We start from the raw sequence: 20,482 nt of genomic DNA, 5'->3' as shown, positions 1-20,482 counted from the left end.
GCATACGAATGCAAATAGTTTGTGTGAGTGCTATATTAAGTGCCTGATTGCCGCGTATTAGTGGCAATGTATCCGCAATAACAGCAATAAATAGGATGACAATGATGACTATGACAGTAGCCGTAGTAGGAGCAGGGCTGATTGGCCGGGCGTGGGCAATTGTGTTTGCCCGTGCAGGGCTTGCCGTACGTTTATACGATGTTGACCACCTTCAGCTCGACTCGGTGCTCAGCAGAATAAATGAGTCGCTTGAAGACCTTCAAAAAGCGGGGCTAGTTGAGGAGCCAGCGGCTATTTTGGCACGTATTGACGCACAGTCAGATCTCACTAAAGCGCTCACCGGGGTAGCGTATGTACAGGAGTGTGGGCCAGAAGATGTTGCGGCTAAGCAGGCCATTTACACCCAGCTTGAAGCAGCTTCAGAACCCGATACAATCCTTGCTAGCTCAACGTCTGGGATTGTCGCCTCACAGTTTACGGCGCATTTGAAGCATCCAGAGCGCTGCCTAGTTGCACACCCGGTGAACCCACCCTATTTGATTCCGCTGGTAGAGGTAGTGCCCTCGAATACCACCAGCGCTCAAGTGATTGAGCGCACCATGGCGTTAATGCGCCAAGTCGAGCAAGAGCCCATTCTTGTTAATAAAGAGGTGCAGGGCTTTATCTTGAATCGCTTGCAGGGGGCGCTACTTAACGAGGCACTACGGCTTTTTCGCGATGGCTATGTATCAGCAGAAGACCTGGATAAAACCGTAAAACATGGGCTAGGGCTTCGGTGGTCATTTATGGGGCCTTTTGAAACCATAGACCTCAATGCGCCAAAGGGGGTAGTGGATTACGCCGGGCGTTATGGCCCGCTGTATCGCGATGTTGATACTCAGCGCAGCGGTGATAACCCCTGGGAGGCACAAACACTGCAAGCGCTGGATGAGCAGCGCCGAGAGGCCCTGCCCAATAACCAGTTGGCAGGCCGCCAAGCCTGGCGCGACCGGCGGTTGATGGCGTTGATTGCCCACAAACAGGCGCAGCCAGGAAGTTAACGGCAATGTTGTTTTTGATATGAGGTGTAAATGAGAAAACGGCCGGTGACATCCCAAGAAGTGGCGGCACTTGCCGGTGTGTCGCAATCGGCGGTGAGCCGCTGTTTTTCACCCAATGCGAGCATCGCACCGAAAACCAGAGAGAAAGTATTAGCAGCTGCTAAGCAGTTAGGCTATCGACCGAACGCCATCGCGCGCTCATTAATCACCCGCACCTCACGCACAATTGCAGTTGTCATGTCACGGCTGGATAACCCCTTTTATGCGCAAATGCTGGAGTACGCGTCACGGCGTTTTCAGCAGTATGGCTATCACCTGCTGCTATTTATGAGTAGCGATGAACAAGAGTCAGCTAGCGTCATGGCTGAAATTTTACAAAGCCAGGCTGATGGTATCTTGATGCTGTCTGCGACGCTCTCCTCGTCATTTGCCGGCGAGTGTGTGGCGCGGAGTATTCCGGTGGTGATGATCAATCGTACGGTTGCGTTTGAAGGCGTCAGCCAAGTCGCCAGCGACAACTACCACGGTGGCTATTGGGTTGGTGAGTTTTTGATTGAACGTGGCTGCGAGCGTATTGCCTTTATTGCCGGTTTAGCCGAATCGTCTACCAGTAGCCAACGTCGGCAAGGGTTTCTGGATGCTCTGGCAGCCCATGGAAAAGCATGCTGGGCAGAGGCGCGGGGCGACTATCAGTTCGCCACCGCTCAAGCGGTAACTCGTGAGCTGTTCACGGCAGACGTCTATCCGGATGCGGTGTTTGCCGCGAATGATCATATGGCAATAGCCGTGATTGACACGTTAAAAGCGGAAATGGACTTGCGGGTGCCCGAGGATGTGGCGGTGGTGGGGTTTGATGATATCCCCGTAGCGGCGTGGTCAAGCTATCAGCTAACCACGGTGCAACAACCTATAGAGGCAATGGTGGACGAGGCTACATCACTTCTGTTGGCCCAAACTTCCAGCGGCCATGTGGCGGGTGAGCATAAGGTGCTGCCAGTGACACCCATTGTCAGGGCCAGCGTGCGCCGTTAAAAAGCGAAAGTCCCAAAGCATTTAAAGATAAAAACTGGCTTTGAAAGTACGCCGCCTCGCATGAGCGAGGCGGCTTTTTGGGTTGTTGAATGATTACCCTAGCAATATTTTAGGTAAACCGGTTACCAGCCATGGGAAGAACGACATCAACAAGCAGGCTAGTAGCACCAGCGCTACAAAGGGGATAACCGCTTTGTAAAGATCGACGATCTCTACCCCTGGCGGTGCCACCCCTTTTAAGTAGAACAGCGCATAGCCAAACGGCGGTGTGAGGAACGAGGTTTGCAGAACCACGGCCACCATGACCACGAACCAGAGGGGGTCAACCCCCATCTGCTGGACGATGGGCAGCATAATCGGGAAGCTGAGTAGCACAATGCCTGTCCAGTCTAGGAACATCCCCAGAATAAACACTAAGAACAGCATCATAATCAGCGCGCCGGTGGTGCCACCCGGCATCGCTAGCAGCAAATCTTGAATTACCTGCATACCGCCGCCGCGCGAGAACACCCCGGTAAATGCCGTGGCCCCTACCAGTACCAGCATGACCATGGTGGTGGTCTTACCAGCCTCAATCAGCGTGTTGTAGCAAGTTTTGATCTTACGGTCGCCAAAAATCATAAACAGAACAAAGGCGATAAAGACCCCGATTGCCGATGCTTCCGTCGCGGTGGCAATGCCTGTGAATAGTGCCCCTAGTACACCGAGAATCAGAGACATAGGGGGTACCACGTACTTGGCCAGCATAATCAACAGCTGTTTAGTACTTACCTCTGCCCGCTCTTCTTTGGGGACGGGAGGGCCGTAGGAGGGCTTGAAATGGCAAATAAGCAGTACGTAAAGGGCGTACATGACGCCGAGCATCAGCCCGGGAATCATGGCGCCAGCAAATAGCGCGCCGACAGAAACAGGCGAGTAGCTGGCCATTAAAATCAGCATAATGCTGGGGGGGATAAGAATACCTAGGCAGCCGCTGGCCATAATGACGCCGGCACTTAGCTCTTTGTTGTAGCCATACTTAAGCATCGGCACTAAGGCAATCATGCCCATCACCGCAATGGATGCCCCAACAATACCGGTGGTCGCCGCCAGCAGTACCGATACAATAACGACCGTCAGCGCCAAGCCACCCCGCAGGTTAGCAAGCAGCAAGCGCATGGCATCGAACATTTTCTCCGTGACGCCTGAGTCGTTAAGAAACCTCGCCATTAATACGAATAGGGGAATAGCCACCAGGACATAGTTGTCCATGGCATTACCAAAAATATTGTTAATCAGTGTGCCCAGTACGCGCTCACCAGGGCCTAAGAACGCACCAATAACGGCCACGCCACCGAGTACAAAGGCCAGAGGATGGCCCATAAAAAGGCCGATAAGTAGCCCGCCAAACATGACTAGCGCCAGCAGTTCAGGACTCAGGTTCATGCTGATTTCTCCTCGCGCAGTTGGATAATCGCACGCAACACAATGGCAATCGCCTGTAGCAGCAGTAATACAGCGGCCACAACGATGACACCCTTCACGGGGTAAACCGGGATCGACACCATGCCATAGGTAGTTTCACCACGGCTGAAGGAGCGTTCAAAGAAGCGCCAGCCGAAGGTCAGTAGCATCCAGATAAAGGGAACAAAGAAGACCAGATAACCGATTACCTCAACTAATGCTTGGCGCTTACGGGATAGCAATCGCTTGATGACGTCTACTTCAACATGGGCGTGGTGGCGTAACCCATAGGCAGCCATCAGCATAAAGTGGGCGCCAAAGAGCATTTTGGTCACATCGAACGCCCAGTCGCTGGGGCGCCCTAAGAAAAAGCGTGACGCAATGTCAAAAAGAACAATGAGGGTAATGATGGCAATTAACGGAGCAACGATTCGCCCGAATAATTCGTTAATCGCATCGATCGCCTTGGCAATCGCATTCATGGAAGATCTCCGCGGTCAGCACAAAAAAACCGCCCCGGTAAACCGGGGCGGCGCAGAAGCGCCTTATAGGCAGGCTTCGATCTCTTCCAATGAGGGTAGGTTGTCCATGGTGCGGCTCATATTGAATGGCGCAGAGATGTCGCGCCATTTAGCGTAGTCTTCCAAGTAGCTAACCATGGAGTGATAGACTTTTGCGTGGTCAGTGTTCTCACACGCGCCGCGTACGATCACTTCGTTGGTGATTTGCTGAATGCGCTCCAGATCCTCTTCCGAGAACTGGTTGATGGTGATGCCAGCATCAATAAACTTCTGGGTTGCATCGGTAGATTCACGCTCAGACCACGCCAACGACCAAGCCATGGTAGCGTCCGCAGCAATTCTTAGCTTTTGCTGGGTCTCTTCGGAGAGAGCATTCCACGCGTCCATGTTAATCATTACCCCGAAGACGCTAGCAGACTGGTGCCAGCCTGGGGTGGCCCAGTAATCAGCAACTTCTGCAAAGCCTGCATTGTAGTCAACGCCGGGGGTTGAGAACTCGCCAGCATCGATAACGCCACGCTCAATGGCTTGGTACACTTCGCCACCGGCTAGCGTGACCTGAGAGCCGCCTAGCTCTTCAAGTACACGGCCTTGGTCCCGGCCAGAGAGGCGTAGGCGCTTACCTTCCAAATCGGCGAGGCTCTCAATGGGGGTGCGGCCCATAAAGCCAGACTCATTATTTAGCGCTGCATAGGGGAGGTACATCATGTCGTACTGGCCGTAGATCTCTTCATAGAGCTCACGGCCGCCCCACTGCTGAATCCAGTTGATATAGTCAACGGCGTTAAACAAACTGGTAGTGGTGGCGAGTGGCGAGAAAGCTGGGTTTGTGCCAGCCCAATAGCCTGGCCAGTCGCCCGCAGCTTCAATACTGCCGGTTTCAGTGGCATCAAATACCTCAGTACCAGGCATTAATGTGCCGCCCGCGCGGAAATTGATTTGTAGTTCATCACCGGCAAGCTGGTTAACTAGCTCAGCCCAGTGTTGGTCAATTTTAATTAGGTCTAAGTTGTCGGGCCAAGTGGAAGTCATTGTCCACTGTTCTTGTGCCTGAGCGGTAGTGGTGAGTGCGGCGAAGGCAACGCCAGCCGCAAGGCCTGTTAGGGCGAATTTTGTCATTTTTTTCATGATGTTTTCCTGGTTTGGCGTACGGATTTATTAGTGTTTGTTACCTGGAGACAGGAAATTAATGAGCGAGAGGTGACGTTTACGTAAAGCGCTGCGTCCGTCTCGCTACAAATCTAAGCTATCACAACCTACCCGCTGCGGCGCAATATCAGTGTTTAATAGAACAAACGCCATGCTTATTGGTTACTTGGTTGTAATTGTTAAATTTAACAAGCATTTATGACGTCAGTATGGCAGTAAGAAGAAGAGTTTCAGCGTTGAAAAGCAGTGTTTTCAATACCAAAGTTGTAAGCATAACGCCCGTTTGGAAGCTGATATGACCTCATTGAGTACTACGCGTCCCCGTCAGGTTCATGCACTGGCTTGTCACGCAGCGCGCTTGCAGCGCCGCCGCTGGCGGCAGCTCGTGTGGTTATTTGGGCCGCCAAACGAGTGCCGTCAGCAGGCCCTGCAGCTTTGGCAAGCAGCACCTTGGCAGTCGCCGCTTTGGGTAGGTGATGTACAGGAAGCACCGGTTACCCCCTGCGTAACAGCACGCAAGGCGCGTACCCGGCTAGGTGCCGAGCATCAACTGATGGTGATTGATGCCAGCGGTGCCCAGGGGCTAGACCCGGATGCCTTGGGCGCATTAGCAGGCACCGTGACGGCAGGCGGTCTGTGCGTTGTGATCACGCCCGCGTGCTTTGGTCGTCATCCTGACCCTGATTACGCCCGTTTTGCTGATCACCCCTGGCACTGGGAGTCCCTTACTGCGCACTACTTAGCGCGTATGGCGCGTTTGCTGTCATCTCCCGGCATTATTCACTGGTCAGCCGATAGCGGGTTGAAGCTACCTAAGCTATCCGCCAGCGCACAGCGTATTGCTTATGCCGATGACGCCGACTGCCTAACGCTAGATCAAGCCAGGGCCGTTGCCGGGTTGGTGGGGCTTAAGCGGCGCCGACCACTGGTGATTACTGCTGACCGGGGGCGCGGTAAAAGTGCTGCGTTGGGGATTGCTTGCGCTCGGCTGTTGACCAAAGGCGTAGCACAGATTGTGGTGACAGCCCCCCGGTTAAGCTCCCTAGAAAGCTTTTTTGCCCGGTTAGCAGCGCTCTGCCCCGACGGTCTGCGGGAAGCGCCAGGTCGCTTTGTGATGCCAGGCGGTGCCGCCGTGGATTTTTTACCGCCAGATTTGCTTACTGAGTCTGTTAACGACCAGCGCCGTGGCGGTGACGGCAGCTACCTGCTGGTTGATGAAGCCGCCGCCATTCCTGCGGCACTACTAGGGCAGTGGCTTGCTGCGTTTCCGCGTATTGCCTTTGCGACCACGGTACATGGTTACGAGGGCTCAGGGCGAGGCTTCGCTTTGCGCTTTCGTGAGGTGCTCAATCACCAAGCGCCTCAGTGGCGAGCAATTGAACTCACGGAGCCTGTCCGCTGGTCGTCATCAGACCCTCTTGAAGCGGCGATTCAGCAACTGCTGCTGTTAAAGGCGCCGCTGCCACAAGCCAAGCAGGGCGAAGGAAGCAGTGTTCTCTTGGTTCAAGCCGAACTCGCTCAGCAAGAACCACGGCTAGAAAAGCTATTCGGCCTTTTAGTGCAGTCACACTACCGCACCACCCCTAGCGATGTACGCCAGCTATTGGATGGCCCAGGCACAGGGCTACGTATCATCACCCATGACGATGAGCCTCAGGCGGTGCTAGTTACCCGCGAGGAGGGCGGTTTTGCAGCGGAGCTTGCTGAGCAGGTAGCGCGTGGCGAACGCCGCCCCCAGGGGCACCTGCTTGCCCAGTCGCTGGCAGCGCACAGTGGAAGCAGGGAAGCGCTGACGGCCCGTTGGCGTCGGGTATCACGAATTGCGACTCACCCTGAGCGACGACGGGAAGGGCTCGCGGGACGGCTTTTAAAAGAGGATACCGCTGACGCTGCCCAGCAAGGGGTCGCGCTATATGGCGCCACCTTTGGCGCCGAGGCGTCACTGCTACGCTTTTGGCTGGCGTTAGGATTTGTCCCTGTGCGCCTGGGCGTTACCCGCGAAACAGCCACCGGAGAGTATGCAGTGATGGTGGCGAAGGCGTTAAATGCGGAGGGTGAAGCGGTGCTTAAAGCGCTGCGGGATCAATTTGCATCTTCATTACCGAGCCTCTTGGCATTTGAATTGGCCGCGCTGCCTGCCGCTGTGCTGGTGCTTTTATTACCGTCGTTCCAGAGCGAGCCACTTAACCAGGTTGATAGGCAGGCCGTTGATGACGTTGCGTATGCTTACCGTGACCCCGCGCTTGCCCGGGCGGCGTTGCAGTCGCTTGCCCGGGAAGCAAGCCGCTGGTCGTTGGATGAGCAGGCAAGCTTAGCCCATCAGCAGCTGGCCGCCTGGGCGTTTCAGAACCAGCCCTTGGCAAAAGCTCACGGCGAGGCGATTAGCCGACTGCGTCAGGCCGTCCAGCGCATACTTAGTCAAGAGGAATAGGTAAGTAGATGGCTGAGGCGGGGGAGGCAGGCAGATTATATATAGATGAATAGATAGAAAGCACACGCTTTCCTGACGTGGTTCAGAGCGTTAGGATAGATCGGTTATCGATAAATAAGAGCTCCCATGAACGCACATTTAGAAGCGCTCGCACCAAACCTTGTTTGGCGCCACTTCCGTACGCTATGCAACACGCCGCGCCCCTCTGGTCATGAAGCCGCGCTGGTAGCTACCCTTGAAGCCTGGGCCGATGCCCAAGGGCTTGCCCACGACCGTGATGCCTTTGGCAATTTGCGGCTTCGCAAGCCGGCCTCGCCGGGCTGCGAGCAGGCGCCGGGGGTGGTGTTGCAGGGGCATTTAGACATGGTGGCCCAGACCAATGCTGGCAAGGAGCACGACTTTACCCGCGACCCAATCAGCACCTACGTTAATGAGGGCTGGTTACATGCCGATGGCACTACCCTGGGGGCTGACAATGGGTTGGGTGTGGCGGCGATTCTTGCCGTACTGGAAGATCCGGCGCTTACCCATGGGCCGCTGGAGGCGCTGTTTACCTTAGAAGAAGAAACCTCCATGGGGGGCGCATTAAACCTAGCCGAGCATTGGTTAGAGGGGTCACTGCTGCTCAACCTGGACAGCGAAGATCGTGGCCAAGTCTATATTGGCTGTGCAGGGGGCGCCGATGTCGTGGTGGATGCTCAGCTACCCAGCGCCGAGCTGCAGGAAGATGAGCAGGTGATATCACTAGCGCTGACCGGCCTAAAAGGCGGTCACTCGGGTATGGATATTCATAAGCCTCTGGGCAATGCCAACCGTTTGCTGGTACGGGTGCTACGCGCGCTGGAAACCTTTGATGTACGGCTTATCAGCTATCAAGGTGGCACCTTACGCAATGCGATTCCCCGGGAGGCATTTGCCCAGGTGGCTCTACCTGCCGACGATATAGAAGCGGCGTTAGCCGCAGTGGCAAGCTTAGAGCGTACCTTAAAAGCAGAGCTTGGGAGCGGTGACAGCGGCCTAACGCTAACGGCCCAGCGTATAGCGCCTCCTGAGGCAGAGCCGCTCACCCGAGATGCCAGCGCTATGCTGCTTGCCACCCTGCATGTGGCCCCCTGTGGTGTTGAGCGTATGAGTGCCGACGTGCCGGGCGTGGTAGAAACCTCGAATAATCTGGGTGTGCTGAGTTTGGAGGCCGGGCGTTTTCATCTATGCGCGCTAGTACGCTCGTTACACGATAGTGCGACGGAGGCGATGGCGGACCGCTTTCAAGCGCTGTTTGGGCTGATGGGCGCACGGGTGAAGGTGGAAAATGGCTATCCCGGCTGGGCGCCTAACCCAGAAAGTGAGCTGCTGGCGATATTTAAACAGCGCCATGCTGAGCTTCTTGGCCGTGAGCCTGAGGTAAAGGTGATTCATGCGGGGCTTGAGTGCGGTATTTTAGGCAGTAAGTATCCGCATCTGGATATGATTTCGTTCGGCCCGCTGATTCGCGGCGCTCACTCCCCAGATGAGCGAGTGGAGCTGGATTCAGTGGCGGAGTTTTGGGACATGCTGCGTGCGCTGATTGAACAATTAGCGACGGCGCGTTAACGGCTTCGTTAGTCCGCCACAAAAAAACGGCACCGCGTAGGTGCCGTTTTTCGTGTTTAGCTTGCGATTAACGCTTACTTGCCTAAGTAAGCATTCAGCATCCACACCGTTTTTTCCTGCTCACGGATGTAGTCGCCCGCTTGGGCAGCAGTGCCTTCGTCGTCAGCATCTGAAGCAAGTGATAGCAGCTCACGCTGGAGCTCAATCAGTGTTTGGAAACCGGTCAGCACCCCTTTCACACAGGTCTTGCCGTCGTGCACATCTTTATCTTCCTGAATGTGCGATAGCGTTATGTAGTCGCTATATGCGTGCACCGGCTTATGGCCTAGCGTGAGGATACGCTCGGCTACTTCGTCTACCTTGGTGAGGAGGTCGGTGTAGAGCTCTTCGAATTTAGCGTGCAGCTCAAAAAAGTCGCTGCCTTTTACGTTCCAGTGATAGCCACGGACGTTCATATAAAAAATTTGGTAGTTGGCCAGCAGGTGGTTGAGTTTTTCGGCCAGTTGGCTGGCGCTGCCTTCGTGCAGGCCAATGCTATTGGTGTCGGTCATGTAATGCTCCTCCATGGTTGGAGCCGCGTTAGTATTTAACGGCCATCAAATCATTTGATGTAGCTTAAGACGCTTGCCTTAAGCTGCAAAACAAGTTTTTTGCATCGCGGCAATAGCGCCATAACATAGTGCTGGCAGCAAGCTGATACGGCTTGCGTCTAGCTTAGAGATGCAGGCGCTAGCCCGGTTTTTCAAGGGTTAGCGCTCAGCTAAGATATCTCTCGTCATCTATGGCCTATCTCGCGCTATCCATAAGCGAGCAATGCTCTCGCAGCGCGCCGCTAGTAACTCTGCGGTGCGCGGTAGGGCTTGCTCAAGACTCATGGGGCCATCTGCCAGGGAAAAGGCGGCGGTGACGCCTTCTTCAAAGCAATCCTGCCAGCCATCGCCTAAGCTACCGGCTAAAATAATCACGGGCTTACCCTGGCGGTGTGCTGCGCGGGCAACGCCAATCGGCGTTTTTCCAGCAAGGCTTTGGCCATCTAAGCGGCCTTCACCGGTGATGACCAAATCAGCCTGAGCGAGCAGCTCAGAAAGCTTGGCTTGCTGCATAATCATTTCAATACCCGGCGTGAGCGTGGCATTGAAAAACATGCGCGCCGCAAACCCCATGCCACCGGCAGCCCCTGCCCCTGCAAGCGCTCGGTCATCGCGGTCAAGCGCGTCTGAACATATATCAGCGAAGTGGCTAAGGGCGCGATCCAGCTGCGCGACGTCATCATGAGAAGCGCCTTTTTGTGGGCCAAACACGGCGCTTGCTCCCCGTTCGCCCAGCAGGGGATTGTCTACATCCACCGCCGCCTCAACCTGGAGTGTGGCTAGGCGTGGGTCCAGCGTTGCAAGGTCCAGGGTAGCCAGTTGCTGGAGCGCTGCTCCCCCAGGGGGCAGTGGGGAACCCTGCTGATCCAGCAATTGAGCACCTAACGCTTGCAGCATGCCTGCACCTGCATCGTTAGTGGCGCTACCGCCGAGCAGCAGAAGGGCCCTTTCGGCGCCCGCATCTAAAGCAGCTGTAAATAGCTCGCCTACGCCGTAGGTAGAGGTGTGCAGGGCGTTGCGCTCTTGAGCAGACAGGTGTTGTAGCCCGCTGGCTTCTGCCAGTTCGATAAACGCGGTACGCTGTTGGCCGAGCCAGCCCCAGGAGGCTAGACGGGGGCGCCCCAAGGCGTCTTGTACGGTTAACTCGCGCCGCTCGGCGCCGGTGGCGGCAATCAGGGCTTCAAGGCTGCCTTCGCCGCCATCGGCCAGTGGGCAAACCGTTAGCGTGGCGGCTGGCGTTGCGCGCTTGACACCGCTGGCCATTGCCCGAGCCGCCTGTTCAGCGCTCAAGGCATCTTTAAAGCTATCGGGGCAAAGCAGTACATTCATCGCACAACCTCCATAAATGATGGTCTCTAAAACACAGTCTTTGAAAAGCAGTCTTTGAAAAGCGGTCTTTGAAACACGCTATCTAAAATATTGTCTCAGTTTGCGGCTATTTAGTGATCGCTGCTGGCGAGCTTAGCGTGCTACCCGATGCCACACCAGCCATGACGACAGTTAGAGGAACTAACATGAAGATAATTACTCTGGGTATGAGTTGTCTGCTGCTGTTGGTGGGCTGTCAGACCCTACCTGATCGGCTGCCACAAGCCGATCCTGCCCCAGCGGCATCGTGTTACTTTCCTGTAGGCTCGGCAGCAGTGCCACAGGCAACAGGGAACGGGCAGGATCATGAGGCGTTGGCGCAAGAAGTGCTGGCCCAAAGTGTTGCGGTGTTGGAGGCGTGGGGCTTTGAGCTTGCTTCTACGGATACCCACTTGGGGTTAGTAAGTGCTAGTCGCCAGCGAGACCTGATTGGTTATTACGATCCTTACGATAACGCCTATGGGTACGGGCGTGGCATGCGGGTATTTGGAGGTATCGGGTTGGGTGGGCGTGGCGGTTCCAGCATCGGTTTAGGGGTTGGGACAGGGTTTGGTGGTGGCGTCGGCCAGCGGCCGGTTGAAGTCGAGCGGGTTTCGCTGTTAGTAAATGACGGTTATGTGCGCATCTCGCGGGATATTCGCCGTTATGATCACTTAAGGGATCTTCGCGAGTCCTATAGCGCCAGTAACGATGATTTTTGCCAGCGCTTCCAGGCAGCGCTATCGCAATCCTCTAGCATTGAGAGCGCGCTATGAAGAGACTTCGCTGTATGTTAATCGTCAGTGCCCTGCTGGTGTTGGCTGGCTGCGCTACCCAACAACCGGCTGAAACCCGAGAGCTTCGTTACGCTGCGTCAACAGAGCAGACATTTCGTCAGGCCGTAGAGCTGATGATGACCCAAGGGTATGTGGTCAGGCATGCGGATTTAGCCTTAGGACGTGCGGAAGCCTCCCTTGCCCGCTGGCCGGAGTACCGATTACAGCTCCAGGTTAGCGAAGAGGGTGGCGGCAGCCGGGTACGCATCTCAGCCCTGCGGGGAAACCAACCGCTGCCGCCCTACTTGTTGGATCCATGGCTAGTCGAGCTACAGAATAAGTTGGGAGAAGCACCGTGACAGCAGTAACACCCAGGCTTACCGATCTAAAAAGTAAAGGACGCGCCTGGCGTGGCGCGTTAGCCATTGGCTTTGCTGGACTCTGTATAAGCCCAAGCGTGTTAGCCCACCCTCACGGTTGGATAGATCTAAATGTGCGGGTGGTCACCGATGATCAGGGAGTAGTGAGTGCCCTGCATCAAACGTGGCAAATGGATCCTTTCTACAGTTTGGTGGTGTTTGAAGAGCTTCAGCAGGTGCAGGGAGCGGATCTTGCGCAGGGGCTTGACCAGTTAGGTAGTGAAATTCGCAATAACTTGGCGCACCAGCACTATTTCACCGAAGTACGAATTGATGGACAGCGGCAAGCACTAGGGGACGTCACTGAATATACGGCGATGGAGCGGGATGGCCGCTTAACCTTTATGTTCATTTTGCCCTTGTCCTCGCCTCAGCCGCTAGCGGGCCATACGCTTGAGTACCAAGTGTTTGACCCTACCTACTACCTTGAAGTGGTGCATGATGAGGAGGACGGCTCTCCTTCTGAGCAGGCGCTCATCCTGCACGGAGAGCCAAGCTGCGAGTTAACTATCATACCTGCAGACCCTGACCCAGAACTGGTGATGCAGGCGGCGCTGCTCGATGTTGATGAGCAAGCGGAGCCAGGATTGGGCAGGCACTTTGCCGAAACAGGGCGCGTCATTTGCCCCTAGGCAGTGGCGGGGGGAGTCGTGTATAAAGTGTTACTTTATAACATTTGCTGGAGGGTGTGATGCCATTAACGCGGCACCGCATTATGTGGGGAGCGCTTGGCCTTTTAGGGGCAGCGCTGATTGTTTTTGTCGTGCAGAGCAATTTTCAGAGTGCCAGTTTTCAACTGCTGTCTTGGCAGCGGGATTTACACCGTAGCTTGACGTTGGCGATTACCGAACTTTCCCGCACACCTACCACGGCTACCTGGCTGTCGTTGCTGGGAGTTAGCTTCGCTTACGGCGTCTTTCACGCGGCGGGGCCGGGGCATGGTAAAGCAGTATTGGCAACTTATTTAGCCTCTCACGGAGGTGCCACCCGTCGGGCATTGGGGCTCTCCTTTGCTGCATCGCTACTGCAGGGGGTGACGGCGATTGCCATGGTGGCGGTGCTGGTACATGGGTTGGGCTGGGTTACCCGCCAAGCCATGGGCAGCGTGGTATGGGTGGAGCAGGCAAGCTTTATATTGGTAGCAATGTTAGGCGCTTGGCTATGCTGGCGAGCCATTAAGCAACTGCGCCGTGCCTATGCAGCGAGTTACCATGATGTTGTTGAGCACAGCCACAGCCACAGCCACAGCCATGACCATGCGCACTGCTGTGGCGGTGCTCACCATATAGAGCCACAGCAGGCGCTTGATTGGCGCACTGCGCTGATGACTGTAGGGGCCATTGGTATGCGTCCCTGCACGGGGGCAGTACTGATGCTGGGGGCGGCAAGCCTGCTAGGGCAGTTCTATGTAGGCGTCGCTTCGGTCATTGCTATGTCCCTGGGAACAGGAATCACGGTTTCCTTTCTGGCGATTGCCAGCATTGTGGCCAGGGGGTGGGCTGCTAAGCGCCTGCAAAAACAGCGTAGCCAGCAGGTGGCCGAGAAAGTGGCTGGCTGGGTAGCGCTCACGGGCGGTGCTCTTATCATTGCGCTAGGCGTGTCGCTTTCTCTCGCAGGTGCCGCCCAGCCAGCCAGTGGGCCGCTGTTAAACGACCCTGCCCCGCGGCAGGGGCCTTCGCTATTAGGCCGCTAGGGTGAGGGTTGTAGTGGAGCAGTACAAACCACGACATGCCTATTGGTTTAGCGTTGTGTTGAGCCCATCAATTTGAGCGAGTAGCTGCTCACGGCGCTGGCCCTGCAAGTTTAAGCTATAAGGCTCAGGCGTGCCGTTGCCCCATACAGGAGCAGGCCAGCTTGCATCATCTTGGTAACGTACTACCAAATGAAGGTGCAGCTGGCTGACGACATTGCCCAGCGTGGCTATATTGAGCTTGTCGCCGTGAAACGCGCCTTTCATTGCCTCCCCAAGCGCTGTTGCCTCACGCCAAAGTTGCGTTTGGTCTTGGTTAGATAGTTCAAATACCTCGCTGACTGATGGGACTCTCGGTATCAGAATAACCCAGGGGTAGCGGGCGTCGTTCATTAATACGGCGCGGCACAGAGGTAAGTCGGCAAGGGGCAGGGTATCTGCCGCTAAGCGTGAATCGAGATCAAAGGTATCCAAAGGCGTAGTGCTCCAGGCAGCCAAGTGATGATTAGCATCATAGCAGCTGCGCATGGCGCCACGACAAGACAGGGCTGTAAACTAGGCGCAACAGGCAAAACGCTGTTACGCTATAAATACTCCTACGCGGTAACGCTGCCTATGGAGCTTCGCTAAGTTGACGGTAGGTCAACTGACTGACTTGTTAAGGAGAACACCCATGAAAAAACTCATCGCTACCAGCTTTATTTTGCTCATCACCGCAGGTGCGTTGGCGGGCTGTAATACGATGGCAGGCGCAGGACAGGATGTACAGGAAGGCGGAAGAGCCGTTCAGGATGCAGCGAGTTAATGCTCTAGATAGCGGTATTAGGTAGGTTAAGGCTATAAAAGCGGGCTGGGCATTATTGCCTGGCCCGTTTTGCGGTGGGTCACCACGGTTTAACAAGGAAGAGAATGTATGGTTAACGTATTTTGCGGCTCAACGAAGAGACGGTTTGGAAGCAGCTTTGCCGTGCTGTTAGCGGCTTCATTACTGACCGCCTGTGCCAGCGTGCCAGAGCCTGTTAGTGCGCCGGCTCCGCCTCCGCCCACCGTTGGCCAGAGTGAAGTAACTACCAATGGAGCTAGCTGCAATAGTGACGTCGTGCAGCACGTCATAGGCGAGCCATTTAACGACGCCAATGTCCCTCAGCTACAAAGCGAGAGCGGTGCTCGCCAAGTTCGGGTGCTACGCCCCGACAGCGTAGCCACCATGGACTACCGGGAAGATCGCCTGAATATTCATTTAGATAGTGACGATACCATCGAAGCGTTGCGCTGCGGTTAACGCAGAATTAGCACGACACAAGCGGCGGTGAGTAGGCCCATGGAAATATTGAATGCGCGCCATGCCCCGTCGCTTTTGATCCACTGTCCAATCGCCGTGCCAAAGGCTGCCCATAGAGCAATGCAGGGCAGCGCCACTAGTTCCGCAAACCCGGCCAGCACGAGTGCGTTGAGTACTGGCTGGCCGCTCTCAGGTAGAAACCCCGCCATTAACGCCAGCCCCATTACCCAGGCCTTTGGGTTAGCAAACTGAAACATTGCCGCCTGCCAAAACGTTAACGGCACTCCCCGCTGACTCCCTTCAAGATTAGGTGGCGGCGCGGTGGCTATTTTCCACGCGAGGTAGAGCAAGTAGGCGCTACCCACCCAGCGCAAGGTAGTTTGCACCAGCGGGAAACGCTCAAATAACACCCCGAGCCCTAGTGCGATACTGGCAAATAACAAAAAGCAGCCGCCTAAAATACCCCACATATGCGGCATAGTGCGCCGAAAGCCAAAGTTAGCCCCCGAAGCGGTTAGCATAATATTGTTAGGCCCAGGCGTTAGCGTCATCGACATCATAAAAAGCGCAGCAGGGCCAAGAATTAACCATTCACTGTTCATTTTGTATCCATACAATACTGTGGTTTTTTGTGGTTTTAGTGCTATTGTTAGCATAATGATCGCTAAAATTACGTCAAAGGTTTTATTGTCACCATGACAATTTGGATGCCTAACATTGAGCCCCTGCCGGGGCCGCGTTACCGGGCTATTGCGCATGCAATAGGTGAAGCAGTGAGTGCTGGCAAGCTTGTGCCTGGGGAGCGTTTGCCGCCCCAGCGCCGCTTAGCGGATGCTTTAGGAGTAACGGTAGGGACGGTTACCCGTGGTTATGCGCAAGCTGAGCACAATGGTTGGGTCGTTGCTCGGGTAGGCAGCGGTACCTTTGTAAAGCAAGCCGGGACGCGAGCTGCGTTTGATATGGTGTGTAGCCCTTGTGATAGCAGCGAGGCAATCGACTTAAGCTTAAGCTTGCCTCCGCCTCACCCGCTTCGCCAACAGGCATTGAGTGAGGCACTGAGCGCCATGAGTGCGTCTCCCGCTGCACTAACGCGGGGAGTGTCTTATTTGGATGCTAGAGGGAGTGAGGGGCACCGTGATCTGCTCGCAAAATGGCTTGTGGCCTTAGGGATGCCGCTAGTGAGCCATGAATTGTTGATTACCCAGGGGGGGCAGCACGGTATTAGTTTGGTATTAAATACACTGTTACGCCCAGGTGAGCTAATGGCTGCGGATGCGTTAACGTACCCCGGAGCAATCAGCGCTGCTCAGCAAGCGCATCTCAAAGTCGTGGGTATCGCCTTCGATGAAGCAGGTATGGATATGGATGCACTGGAAGCACAGTGTGCCCGTCAGCCACCCCGACTAATCTATATAACGCCCGACCAGAATAATCCTACTGGTGTTTGTCTTAGTGAGGCGCGTCGTAGCCAGCTGGTCGCTCTGGCTAGGCGCTATGATATTTGGCTATTAGAGGATGGTGTGCAGTATTTGCCTGTGGAACAGCGGGGTACACCGCTTTATCAGCTAGCGCCCGAGCGCACGCTGTTTGTTTTCAGTACGGCAAAGGTATTGGCAGGAGGGCTGCGTATAGGCGTCCTTCGAGCACCTCTTGAGCTTCTCGAACGCTTGGCGGCAGGGCTAAGAGCGCAGAGTTGGATGGTGCCGCCACTTATGGTGGATATTGTCTGCCACTGGGTCACTCAACCGGCCGCTAATATGCTGCTTAATTGGCAAACCAAGGAGATATCAGAGCGGCAGAAACTGACAGCTGAGGTTTTAACTGACTATCAACTGAGGGGGCACCCCCGGGGCAGTAATGTGTGGCTTATGCTCCCAGAGGGCGTGCGTGCCATTGAGCTATGTGAGCGCTTACTACAGGGTGGCGTTAAGGTTTCCAGCGCTGAACCTTTTTGCGTAGGCAGTGCGCCTGCTCCCCAGGCAATCCGTATTTGCATTGGTGCCGCTAAGGATCAGCAAGCGCTCCATAGCGCGTTAGTAACCATCAAGCAGTGCCTTGCTCAGCCGCCTCTTGCTCCCGTGACGGTATGATTACTCATAACGCCCCTTCCAGCGTTGGCGACGCACCTGCTCCTTGAGCATCTCGATAATGTCGTAGAGCACCTGCTCGGTGACGTGGGCGCTGCCTTCATCGACGGTTAGCCAGCTTTCGAAGCCGCTTTCCGCGGTCTTTTCAACGAGCTGGCGGAATTCAGTCGAGTGAATACCCAGTGCCAGCTCATCTACAAGGCGCTGAGCCACCCCGCTGAGCGATGCCTGCATGGCATTGGATGCCGTTTGCCCCATGGGTAGGCGGTGCAGCTTTTGGATTTCAGGGCTTTCCCGCAGGGTGCGGCTTACCAAGTCATCAATGGCCTTCATAATGGCGGTGCGATTCTGTTGATAGGCTTGGCCGACCGTGCCTTCTAGACGTTGAGCAATTTCGTGAATGAGCTGGTCTTTACGGGGCATGATAACCCGGTCGATGACTTGCTCGGTGAGCGAGTCGCTGGCAACAATCTGCTGTTGCACATTGCCTAATAGGCGAAGGGCAATCCGATCGGAGAGTTCTTCCAACAGAATATCGTAGTATTTGGCGGCAAACTGATAGCTCTTCCAGCGGGTGACGTCGATTAACCTGAGTCGGTGCAATCTATTCAGTAGCGACACCACCCTCAGGACACGCAGCCAGCGGAAACCGCTTAGCGGAATACAGCCAAGCACGTCGTACCAATGAACAAAGGGGTAGAAAAACCAGCGGTGGTAGCGCCGTTCGGCAATCGCTACCGCCCAGCCCAGCAGTACGTCGGCCACAAAAAAAGCCACAAAATAGAGATCAATAACCGTAAAGCGGCTGTGAATTGTTGTGTCGTAGAAATCGTGAAAACCGGGTGCAATGGAGGCGATCGCTTGGTTGATCGTGTCAATTAGGAACAGTGAATCAAACAGCAGCAGGCTCAGGTTAATAATAACCGCCGCAAGAATTAAAAAATCCCAGCCGATATGCGCATACTCAACGGCTTTAGGCAGGTGTGGGTAGCGCTCCCTGGCGGGCATGAAGACTCCTTGTCATCGCATTAATGAGGTAACAGTAGGCTAGTGGTTTAGCTGATGATGCTGTTGCGTTAACAGCTCCTCCTTTTCTGCCTGTTTGCGCAGCTTTTTGCGCAGGGCTGCTTTGTCATAGCGCAGCTTTTGCAGTGATGTTTCCAGCGCTAAAGGCGGCACTTTGGCGGGCTTTCCGTCGGCATTGACCGCCACCATGGTGAGATAGCAGCTGTTGGTGTGGCGAATTAGCTTATGCCGAATGTCCTCTGCCACGACTTTAACCCCCACCTCCATGGAGGAGCGGCCTACGTGGTTGACGCTGGCTAAAAAGGTCACCAGTTCGCCCACATGGATGGGTTGTTTAAACAGTACTTGGTCGACGGAAAGTGTGACCACATAGTGACCTGAATAGCGGCTGGCGCAGGCGTAGGCCACTTCATCAAGCTTTTTAAGAATAGCACCGCCATGCACTTTGCCACTGAAATTAGCCATATCCGGCGTCATTAGTACGGTCATGGAGAGTTCATGCTGGCCGGGCAGGACGCTGTGTTCAAGGTTGGGCGTTTCAGACATAGAAAAACCTTACGGGCTGAAAAGGCCCGCCCAGTTGGGCGGGCGATGGATGTGGGCAGGTCCGTTTTAGCTAAGCGCTAACCACTAACCACTAACCACAGGTGTTAGCACGTCGTGCTTAACATCTAGAACTTATCGCTAAAACTGACAGCAAGATCTGCCAGCAAGAGCTTAGAACCAGACTAAGCCAACGGAAATAATAATGCCGGTAATAAACAGCTGAATCAGGCAGAAGCCCATAATGTCTTTGGCTTTTAAGCCCGCAATCGCCAGTACCGGTAGTGCCCAGAAGGGTTGCAGCAGGTTGGTCCAGGCATCACCCCAGGCAACGGCCATGGCAACACGGGAAATATCGGCCCCTAACGCTTCCGCTGCCGGTAGCATAACCGGTGCTTGTACCGCCCACTGGCCACCACCGGAAGGTACAAACAGGTTAACAATCCCGGCGCTAAGGAACGACCAGAACGGCAGCGAAGTGGCGGTAGCAAAAGAGACTAGCCACTCTGACATGCTTTGTGCCAAACCCGACTGCACCATAATCGCCATAATGCCAGCGTAGAACGGAAACTGAATCACGATACCCGCCCCGCCTTTAATCGCTTCATTTAGGCTGTTAAGCAGGTTTCGTGGCGTACGATGCAGCACAATGGCTAAGAATAAAAACAGGAAGTTGACGATGTTTAGGTTTAAGCCGCCGTCACGCAGTAAGAAGTGGTCAAGCAGGAACAGCAGTCCTGGTACGCCTACTAACAGGGCCAGCGGGATGCTGTTTTCGAGCTTTTCTGCCGGACGGGTAATACGGCCTTGCGGTTCTGGTTCGTCGTCGAGCAGCTTGGCATCAATATAAACGCTGTCTTTTTCATCTGGCAGCATCATGCGGTTGACCAGCGGAACCGCGATAAATAAGCAAAGCACAATGGCTAAGTTAAAAAAGGCAAAAATGGTGGAGCTAGTGCTTATCACCCCGATCTGGTCAGCGGAGAAGTGGCCCTCGGTCGCGATAGTGAGCGGCACTGAACCGGCTAGACCGCCGTGCCATACCACAAAACCTGAGTACGCACTGGCGACCAGTAAGCGGTAGTCGACGCGAATCACGCGGGCCAACTCTTTCGCAAACAGGGCGCCGACCACCAGCCCAAAACCCCAGTTAATCCAGCTGGCAGCAAGCGACACCAGGGTGACTAAGATAATAGCGCCACCCGGGCTTTTTGCGGTGCTGGCAATTTTTTGCAGGAAGCGTTTGATAGGGGGGGAGCTGGCCAGCATAAAGCCTGTCACTAACACCAGCAGCATCTGCATGGAGAAGGTGAGTAGGCCCCAGAAGCCGTCGCCCCACATGCGCAGAACGGCCAAGGGTGTCTGGCGCTCTACGGCAATGGCTGCAACCGCTGCGATCAGCGTTAATATTAGTACAAAAATATAGGGGTCAGGCAAATAGCGCTCGACCAGTTTAACCGCTGGCTTGGATATGAACTTTAGCATGGGATGCTCGCTATAATCGTTATTAGGAAGT

Annotated in this window: 21 protein-coding genes; 11 read left to right on the top strand and 10 right to left on the bottom strand. The window is 55.0% G+C overall.

All coding sequences use genetic code 11. From position 1 onward, the window contains the following. Positions 1 to 101 precede the first annotated feature (101 nt). A complete protein-coding gene (locus tag P8S54_RS08190) occupies positions 102 to 1,040 on the top strand; it encodes a 3-hydroxyacyl-CoA dehydrogenase (RefSeq protein ID WP_281443984.1) in 939 nt (312 codons plus the stop codon). Positions 1,041 to 1,070: 30 nt separating this feature from the next. After that, positions 1,071 to 2,072, top strand: a complete 1,002-nt coding sequence (locus tag P8S54_RS08185) for a LacI family DNA-binding transcriptional regulator (protein WP_281443983.1) — start codon at positions 1,071 to 1,073, stop codon at positions 2,070 to 2,072. Between the two features lie 93 nt (positions 2,073 to 2,165). On the opposite strand, the gene P8S54_RS08180 is transcribed toward P8S54_RS08185, so the two are convergent. The 3 genes from P8S54_RS08180 to dctP form a co-directional block, all read right to left on the bottom strand. Continuing rightward, positions 2,166 to 3,497: a TRAP transporter large permease subunit gene (locus P8S54_RS08180; RefSeq protein ID WP_281443982.1), complete on the bottom strand. Its 1,332-nt coding sequence runs from the start codon at positions 3,495 to 3,497 to the stop codon at positions 2,166 to 2,168. Beyond that, positions 3,494 to 3,997 (bottom strand): TRAP transporter small permease subunit, encoded by a 504-nt coding sequence (locus tag P8S54_RS08175; RefSeq protein WP_281443981.1) that lies wholly within the window; start codon positions 3,995 to 3,997, stop codon positions 3,494 to 3,496. Before P8S54_RS08175 ends, P8S54_RS08180 begins: the two co-directional genes overlap by 4 nt. A gap of 63 nt (positions 3,998 to 4,060) precedes the next feature. After that, positions 4,061 to 5,164, bottom strand: coding sequence for a TRAP transporter substrate-binding protein DctP (dctP, locus tag P8S54_RS08170; protein WP_281443980.1), 1,104 nt, complete (start codon positions 5,162 to 5,164; stop codon positions 4,061 to 4,063). 316 nt (positions 5,165 to 5,480) lie between these two features. On the opposite strand from dctP, the gene P8S54_RS08165 reads away from it, so the two are divergent. Together P8S54_RS08165 and P8S54_RS08160 are read left to right on the top strand one after the other, a co-directional pair. Next, positions 5,481 to 7,616 (top strand): GNAT family N-acetyltransferase, encoded by a 2,136-nt coding sequence (locus P8S54_RS08165; RefSeq protein ID WP_281443979.1) that lies wholly within the window; start codon positions 5,481 to 5,483, stop codon positions 7,614 to 7,616. 126 nt (positions 7,617 to 7,742) lie between these two features. Then, entirely contained in the window at positions 7,743 to 9,206 is a 1,464-nt protein-coding gene (locus P8S54_RS08160) for an aminoacyl-histidine dipeptidase (protein WP_281443978.1), read from the top strand. 74 nt (positions 9,207 to 9,280) lie between these two features. Here the strand turns inward: P8S54_RS08160 and P8S54_RS08155 are convergent, their stop codons facing one another. Further along, on the bottom strand, positions 9,281 to 9,757 hold the full coding sequence (locus P8S54_RS08155) for a Dps family protein (RefSeq protein WP_009099176.1): 477 nt from the start codon (positions 9,755 to 9,757) through the stop codon (positions 9,281 to 9,283). Between the two features lie 228 nt (positions 9,758 to 9,985). Further along, entirely contained in the window at positions 9,986 to 11,125 is a 1,140-nt protein-coding gene (locus P8S54_RS08150) for a glycerate kinase (RefSeq protein ID WP_281443977.1), read from the bottom strand. Between the two features lie 185 nt (positions 11,126 to 11,310). Between P8S54_RS08150 and P8S54_RS08145 the strand changes: the two genes are divergently transcribed. Genes P8S54_RS08145 through P8S54_RS08130 form a run of 4 tightly spaced genes read left to right on the top strand, consistent with a single transcriptional unit; the run spans position 11,311 to position 14,031 of the window. Next, positions 11,311 to 11,919, top strand: a complete 609-nt coding sequence (locus P8S54_RS08145) for a hypothetical protein (RefSeq protein WP_281443976.1) — start codon at positions 11,311 to 11,313, stop codon at positions 11,917 to 11,919. Beyond that, a complete protein-coding gene (locus P8S54_RS08140) occupies positions 11,916 to 12,278 on the top strand; it encodes a hypothetical protein (RefSeq protein WP_281443975.1) in 363 nt (120 codons plus the stop codon). Before P8S54_RS08145 ends, P8S54_RS08140 begins: the two co-directional genes overlap by 4 nt. Beyond that, positions 12,275 to 12,970: a DUF1007 family protein gene (locus tag P8S54_RS08135; RefSeq protein WP_281443974.1), complete on the top strand. Its 696-nt coding sequence runs from the start codon at positions 12,275 to 12,277 to the stop codon at positions 12,968 to 12,970. The genes P8S54_RS08140 and P8S54_RS08135 overlap by 4 nt, the downstream gene beginning before the upstream one ends. 59 nt (positions 12,971 to 13,029) lie before the next feature. Further along, entirely contained in the window at positions 13,030 to 14,031 is a 1,002-nt protein-coding gene (locus P8S54_RS08130; RefSeq protein ID WP_281443973.1) for a nickel/cobalt transporter, read from the top strand. Between the two features lie 39 nt (positions 14,032 to 14,070). On the opposite strand, the gene P8S54_RS08125 is transcribed toward P8S54_RS08130, so the two are convergent. Then, positions 14,071 to 14,502: an HIT domain-containing protein gene (locus tag P8S54_RS08125; RefSeq protein WP_281444081.1), complete on the bottom strand. Its 432-nt coding sequence runs from the start codon at positions 14,500 to 14,502 to the stop codon at positions 14,071 to 14,073. A gap of 199 nt (positions 14,503 to 14,701) precedes the next feature. On the opposite strand from P8S54_RS08125, the gene P8S54_RS08120 reads away from it, so the two are divergent. Both P8S54_RS08120 and P8S54_RS08115 read left to right on the top strand, forming a co-directional pair. After that, a complete protein-coding gene (locus P8S54_RS08120) occupies positions 14,702 to 14,833 on the top strand; it encodes an entericidin A/B family lipoprotein (RefSeq protein WP_281443972.1) in 132 nt (43 codons plus the stop codon). A 108-nt stretch (positions 14,834 to 14,941) separates the two neighbouring features. Then, positions 14,942 to 15,310, top strand: a complete 369-nt coding sequence (locus P8S54_RS08115) for an I78 family peptidase inhibitor (RefSeq protein WP_281443971.1) — start codon at positions 14,942 to 14,944, stop codon at positions 15,308 to 15,310. Here P8S54_RS08115 and P8S54_RS08110 read toward each other — a convergent pair. Continuing rightward, positions 15,307 to 15,912 carry a LysE family translocator gene (locus P8S54_RS08110; protein WP_281443970.1) on the bottom strand — a complete coding sequence of 202 codons (606 nt, stop codon included), beginning with the start codon at positions 15,910 to 15,912 and terminating at the stop codon, positions 15,307 to 15,309. The two genes, P8S54_RS08115 and P8S54_RS08110, sit on opposite strands and share 4 nt — an antisense overlap. A gap of 93 nt (positions 15,913 to 16,005) precedes the next feature. Between P8S54_RS08110 and P8S54_RS08105 the strand changes: the two genes are divergently transcribed. Further along, complete coding sequence (locus P8S54_RS08105; protein ID WP_281443969.1) at positions 16,006 to 17,400, top strand: PLP-dependent aminotransferase family protein; 1,395 nt, start codon at positions 16,006 to 16,008, stop codon at positions 17,398 to 17,400. Here the strand turns inward: P8S54_RS08105 and P8S54_RS08100 are convergent, their stop codons facing one another. The 3 genes from P8S54_RS08100 to P8S54_RS08090 form a co-directional block, all read right to left on the bottom strand. Further along, the gene (locus P8S54_RS08100; protein ID WP_009099160.1) at positions 17,401 to 18,405 is read right to left on the bottom strand and encodes a hypothetical protein; all 1,005 of its coding nucleotides are present in this window, start codon (positions 18,403 to 18,405) and stop codon (positions 17,401 to 17,403) included. Between the two features lie 39 nt (positions 18,406 to 18,444). Then, the gene (locus tag P8S54_RS08095) at positions 18,445 to 18,969 is read right to left on the bottom strand and encodes an acyl-CoA thioesterase (protein WP_281443968.1); all 525 of its coding nucleotides are present in this window, start codon (positions 18,967 to 18,969) and stop codon (positions 18,445 to 18,447) included. Between the two features lie 171 nt (positions 18,970 to 19,140). Further along, positions 19,141 to 20,451: a short-chain fatty acid transporter gene (locus tag P8S54_RS08090; RefSeq protein WP_281443967.1), complete on the bottom strand. Its 1,311-nt coding sequence runs from the start codon at positions 20,449 to 20,451 to the stop codon at positions 19,141 to 19,143. Positions 20,452 to 20,482 lie beyond the last annotated feature (31 nt).

It is taken from the genome of Halomonas sp. M1, assembly GCF_029581375.1.
GTDB lineage: Bacteria > Pseudomonadota > Gammaproteobacteria > Pseudomonadales > Halomonadaceae > Vreelandella.
Note: the sequence above shows the minus strand (reverse complement) of the source record. Positions and strands in the feature narration are given on the sequence as shown.

Coding starts and splice junctions, on each gene's coding strand:
- P8S54_RS08090 (WP_281443967.1), bottom strand. CDS start 20,451: ATGCTAAAGTTCATATCCAAGCCAGCGGTTAAACTGGTCGAGCGCTAT.
- P8S54_RS08150 (WP_281443977.1), bottom strand. CDS start 11,125: ATGAATGTACTGCTTTGCCCCGATAGCTTTAAAGATGCCTTGAGCGCT.
- P8S54_RS08155 (WP_009099176.1), bottom strand. CDS start 9,757: ATGACCGACACCAATAGCATTGGCCTGCACGAAGGCAGCGCCAGCCAA.
- P8S54_RS08130 (WP_281443973.1), top strand. CDS start 13,030: ATGCCATTAACGCGGCACCGCATTATGTGGGGAGCGCTTGGCCTTTTA.
- P8S54_RS08140 (WP_281443975.1), top strand. CDS start 11,916: ATGAAGAGACTTCGCTGTATGTTAATCGTCAGTGCCCTGCTGGTGTTG.
- dctP (WP_281443980.1), bottom strand. CDS start 5,164: ATGAAAAAAATGACAAAATTCGCCCTAACAGGCCTTGCGGCTGGCGTT.
- P8S54_RS08175 (WP_281443981.1), bottom strand. CDS start 3,997: ATGAATGCGATTGCCAAGGCGATCGATGCGATTAACGAATTATTCGGG.
- P8S54_RS08180 (WP_281443982.1), bottom strand. CDS start 3,497: ATGAACCTGAGTCCTGAACTGCTGGCGCTAGTCATGTTTGGCGGGCTA.
- P8S54_RS08095 (WP_281443968.1), bottom strand. CDS start 18,969: ATGTCTGAAACGCCCAACCTTGAACACAGCGTCCTGCCCGGCCAGCAT.
- P8S54_RS08115 (WP_281443971.1), top strand. CDS start 14,942: ATGGTTAACGTATTTTGCGGCTCAACGAAGAGACGGTTTGGAAGCAGC.
- P8S54_RS08105 (WP_281443969.1), top strand. CDS start 16,006: ATGACAATTTGGATGCCTAACATTGAGCCCCTGCCGGGGCCGCGTTAC.
- P8S54_RS08145 (WP_281443976.1), top strand. CDS start 11,311: ATGAAGATAATTACTCTGGGTATGAGTTGTCTGCTGCTGTTGGTGGGC.
- P8S54_RS08165 (WP_281443979.1), top strand. CDS start 5,481: ATGACCTCATTGAGTACTACGCGTCCCCGTCAGGTTCATGCACTGGCT.
- P8S54_RS08110 (WP_281443970.1), bottom strand. CDS start 15,912: ATGAACAGTGAATGGTTAATTCTTGGCCCTGCTGCGCTTTTTATGATG.
- P8S54_RS08185 (WP_281443983.1), top strand. CDS start 1,071: ATGAGAAAACGGCCGGTGACATCCCAAGAAGTGGCGGCACTTGCCGGT.
- P8S54_RS08120 (WP_281443972.1), top strand. CDS start 14,702: ATGAAAAAACTCATCGCTACCAGCTTTATTTTGCTCATCACCGCAGGT.
- P8S54_RS08190 (WP_281443984.1), top strand. CDS start 102: ATGATGACTATGACAGTAGCCGTAGTAGGAGCAGGGCTGATTGGCCGG.
- P8S54_RS08100 (WP_009099160.1), bottom strand. CDS start 18,405: ATGCCCGCCAGGGAGCGCTACCCACACCTGCCTAAAGCCGTTGAGTAT.
- P8S54_RS08160 (WP_281443978.1), top strand. CDS start 7,743: ATGAACGCACATTTAGAAGCGCTCGCACCAAACCTTGTTTGGCGCCAC.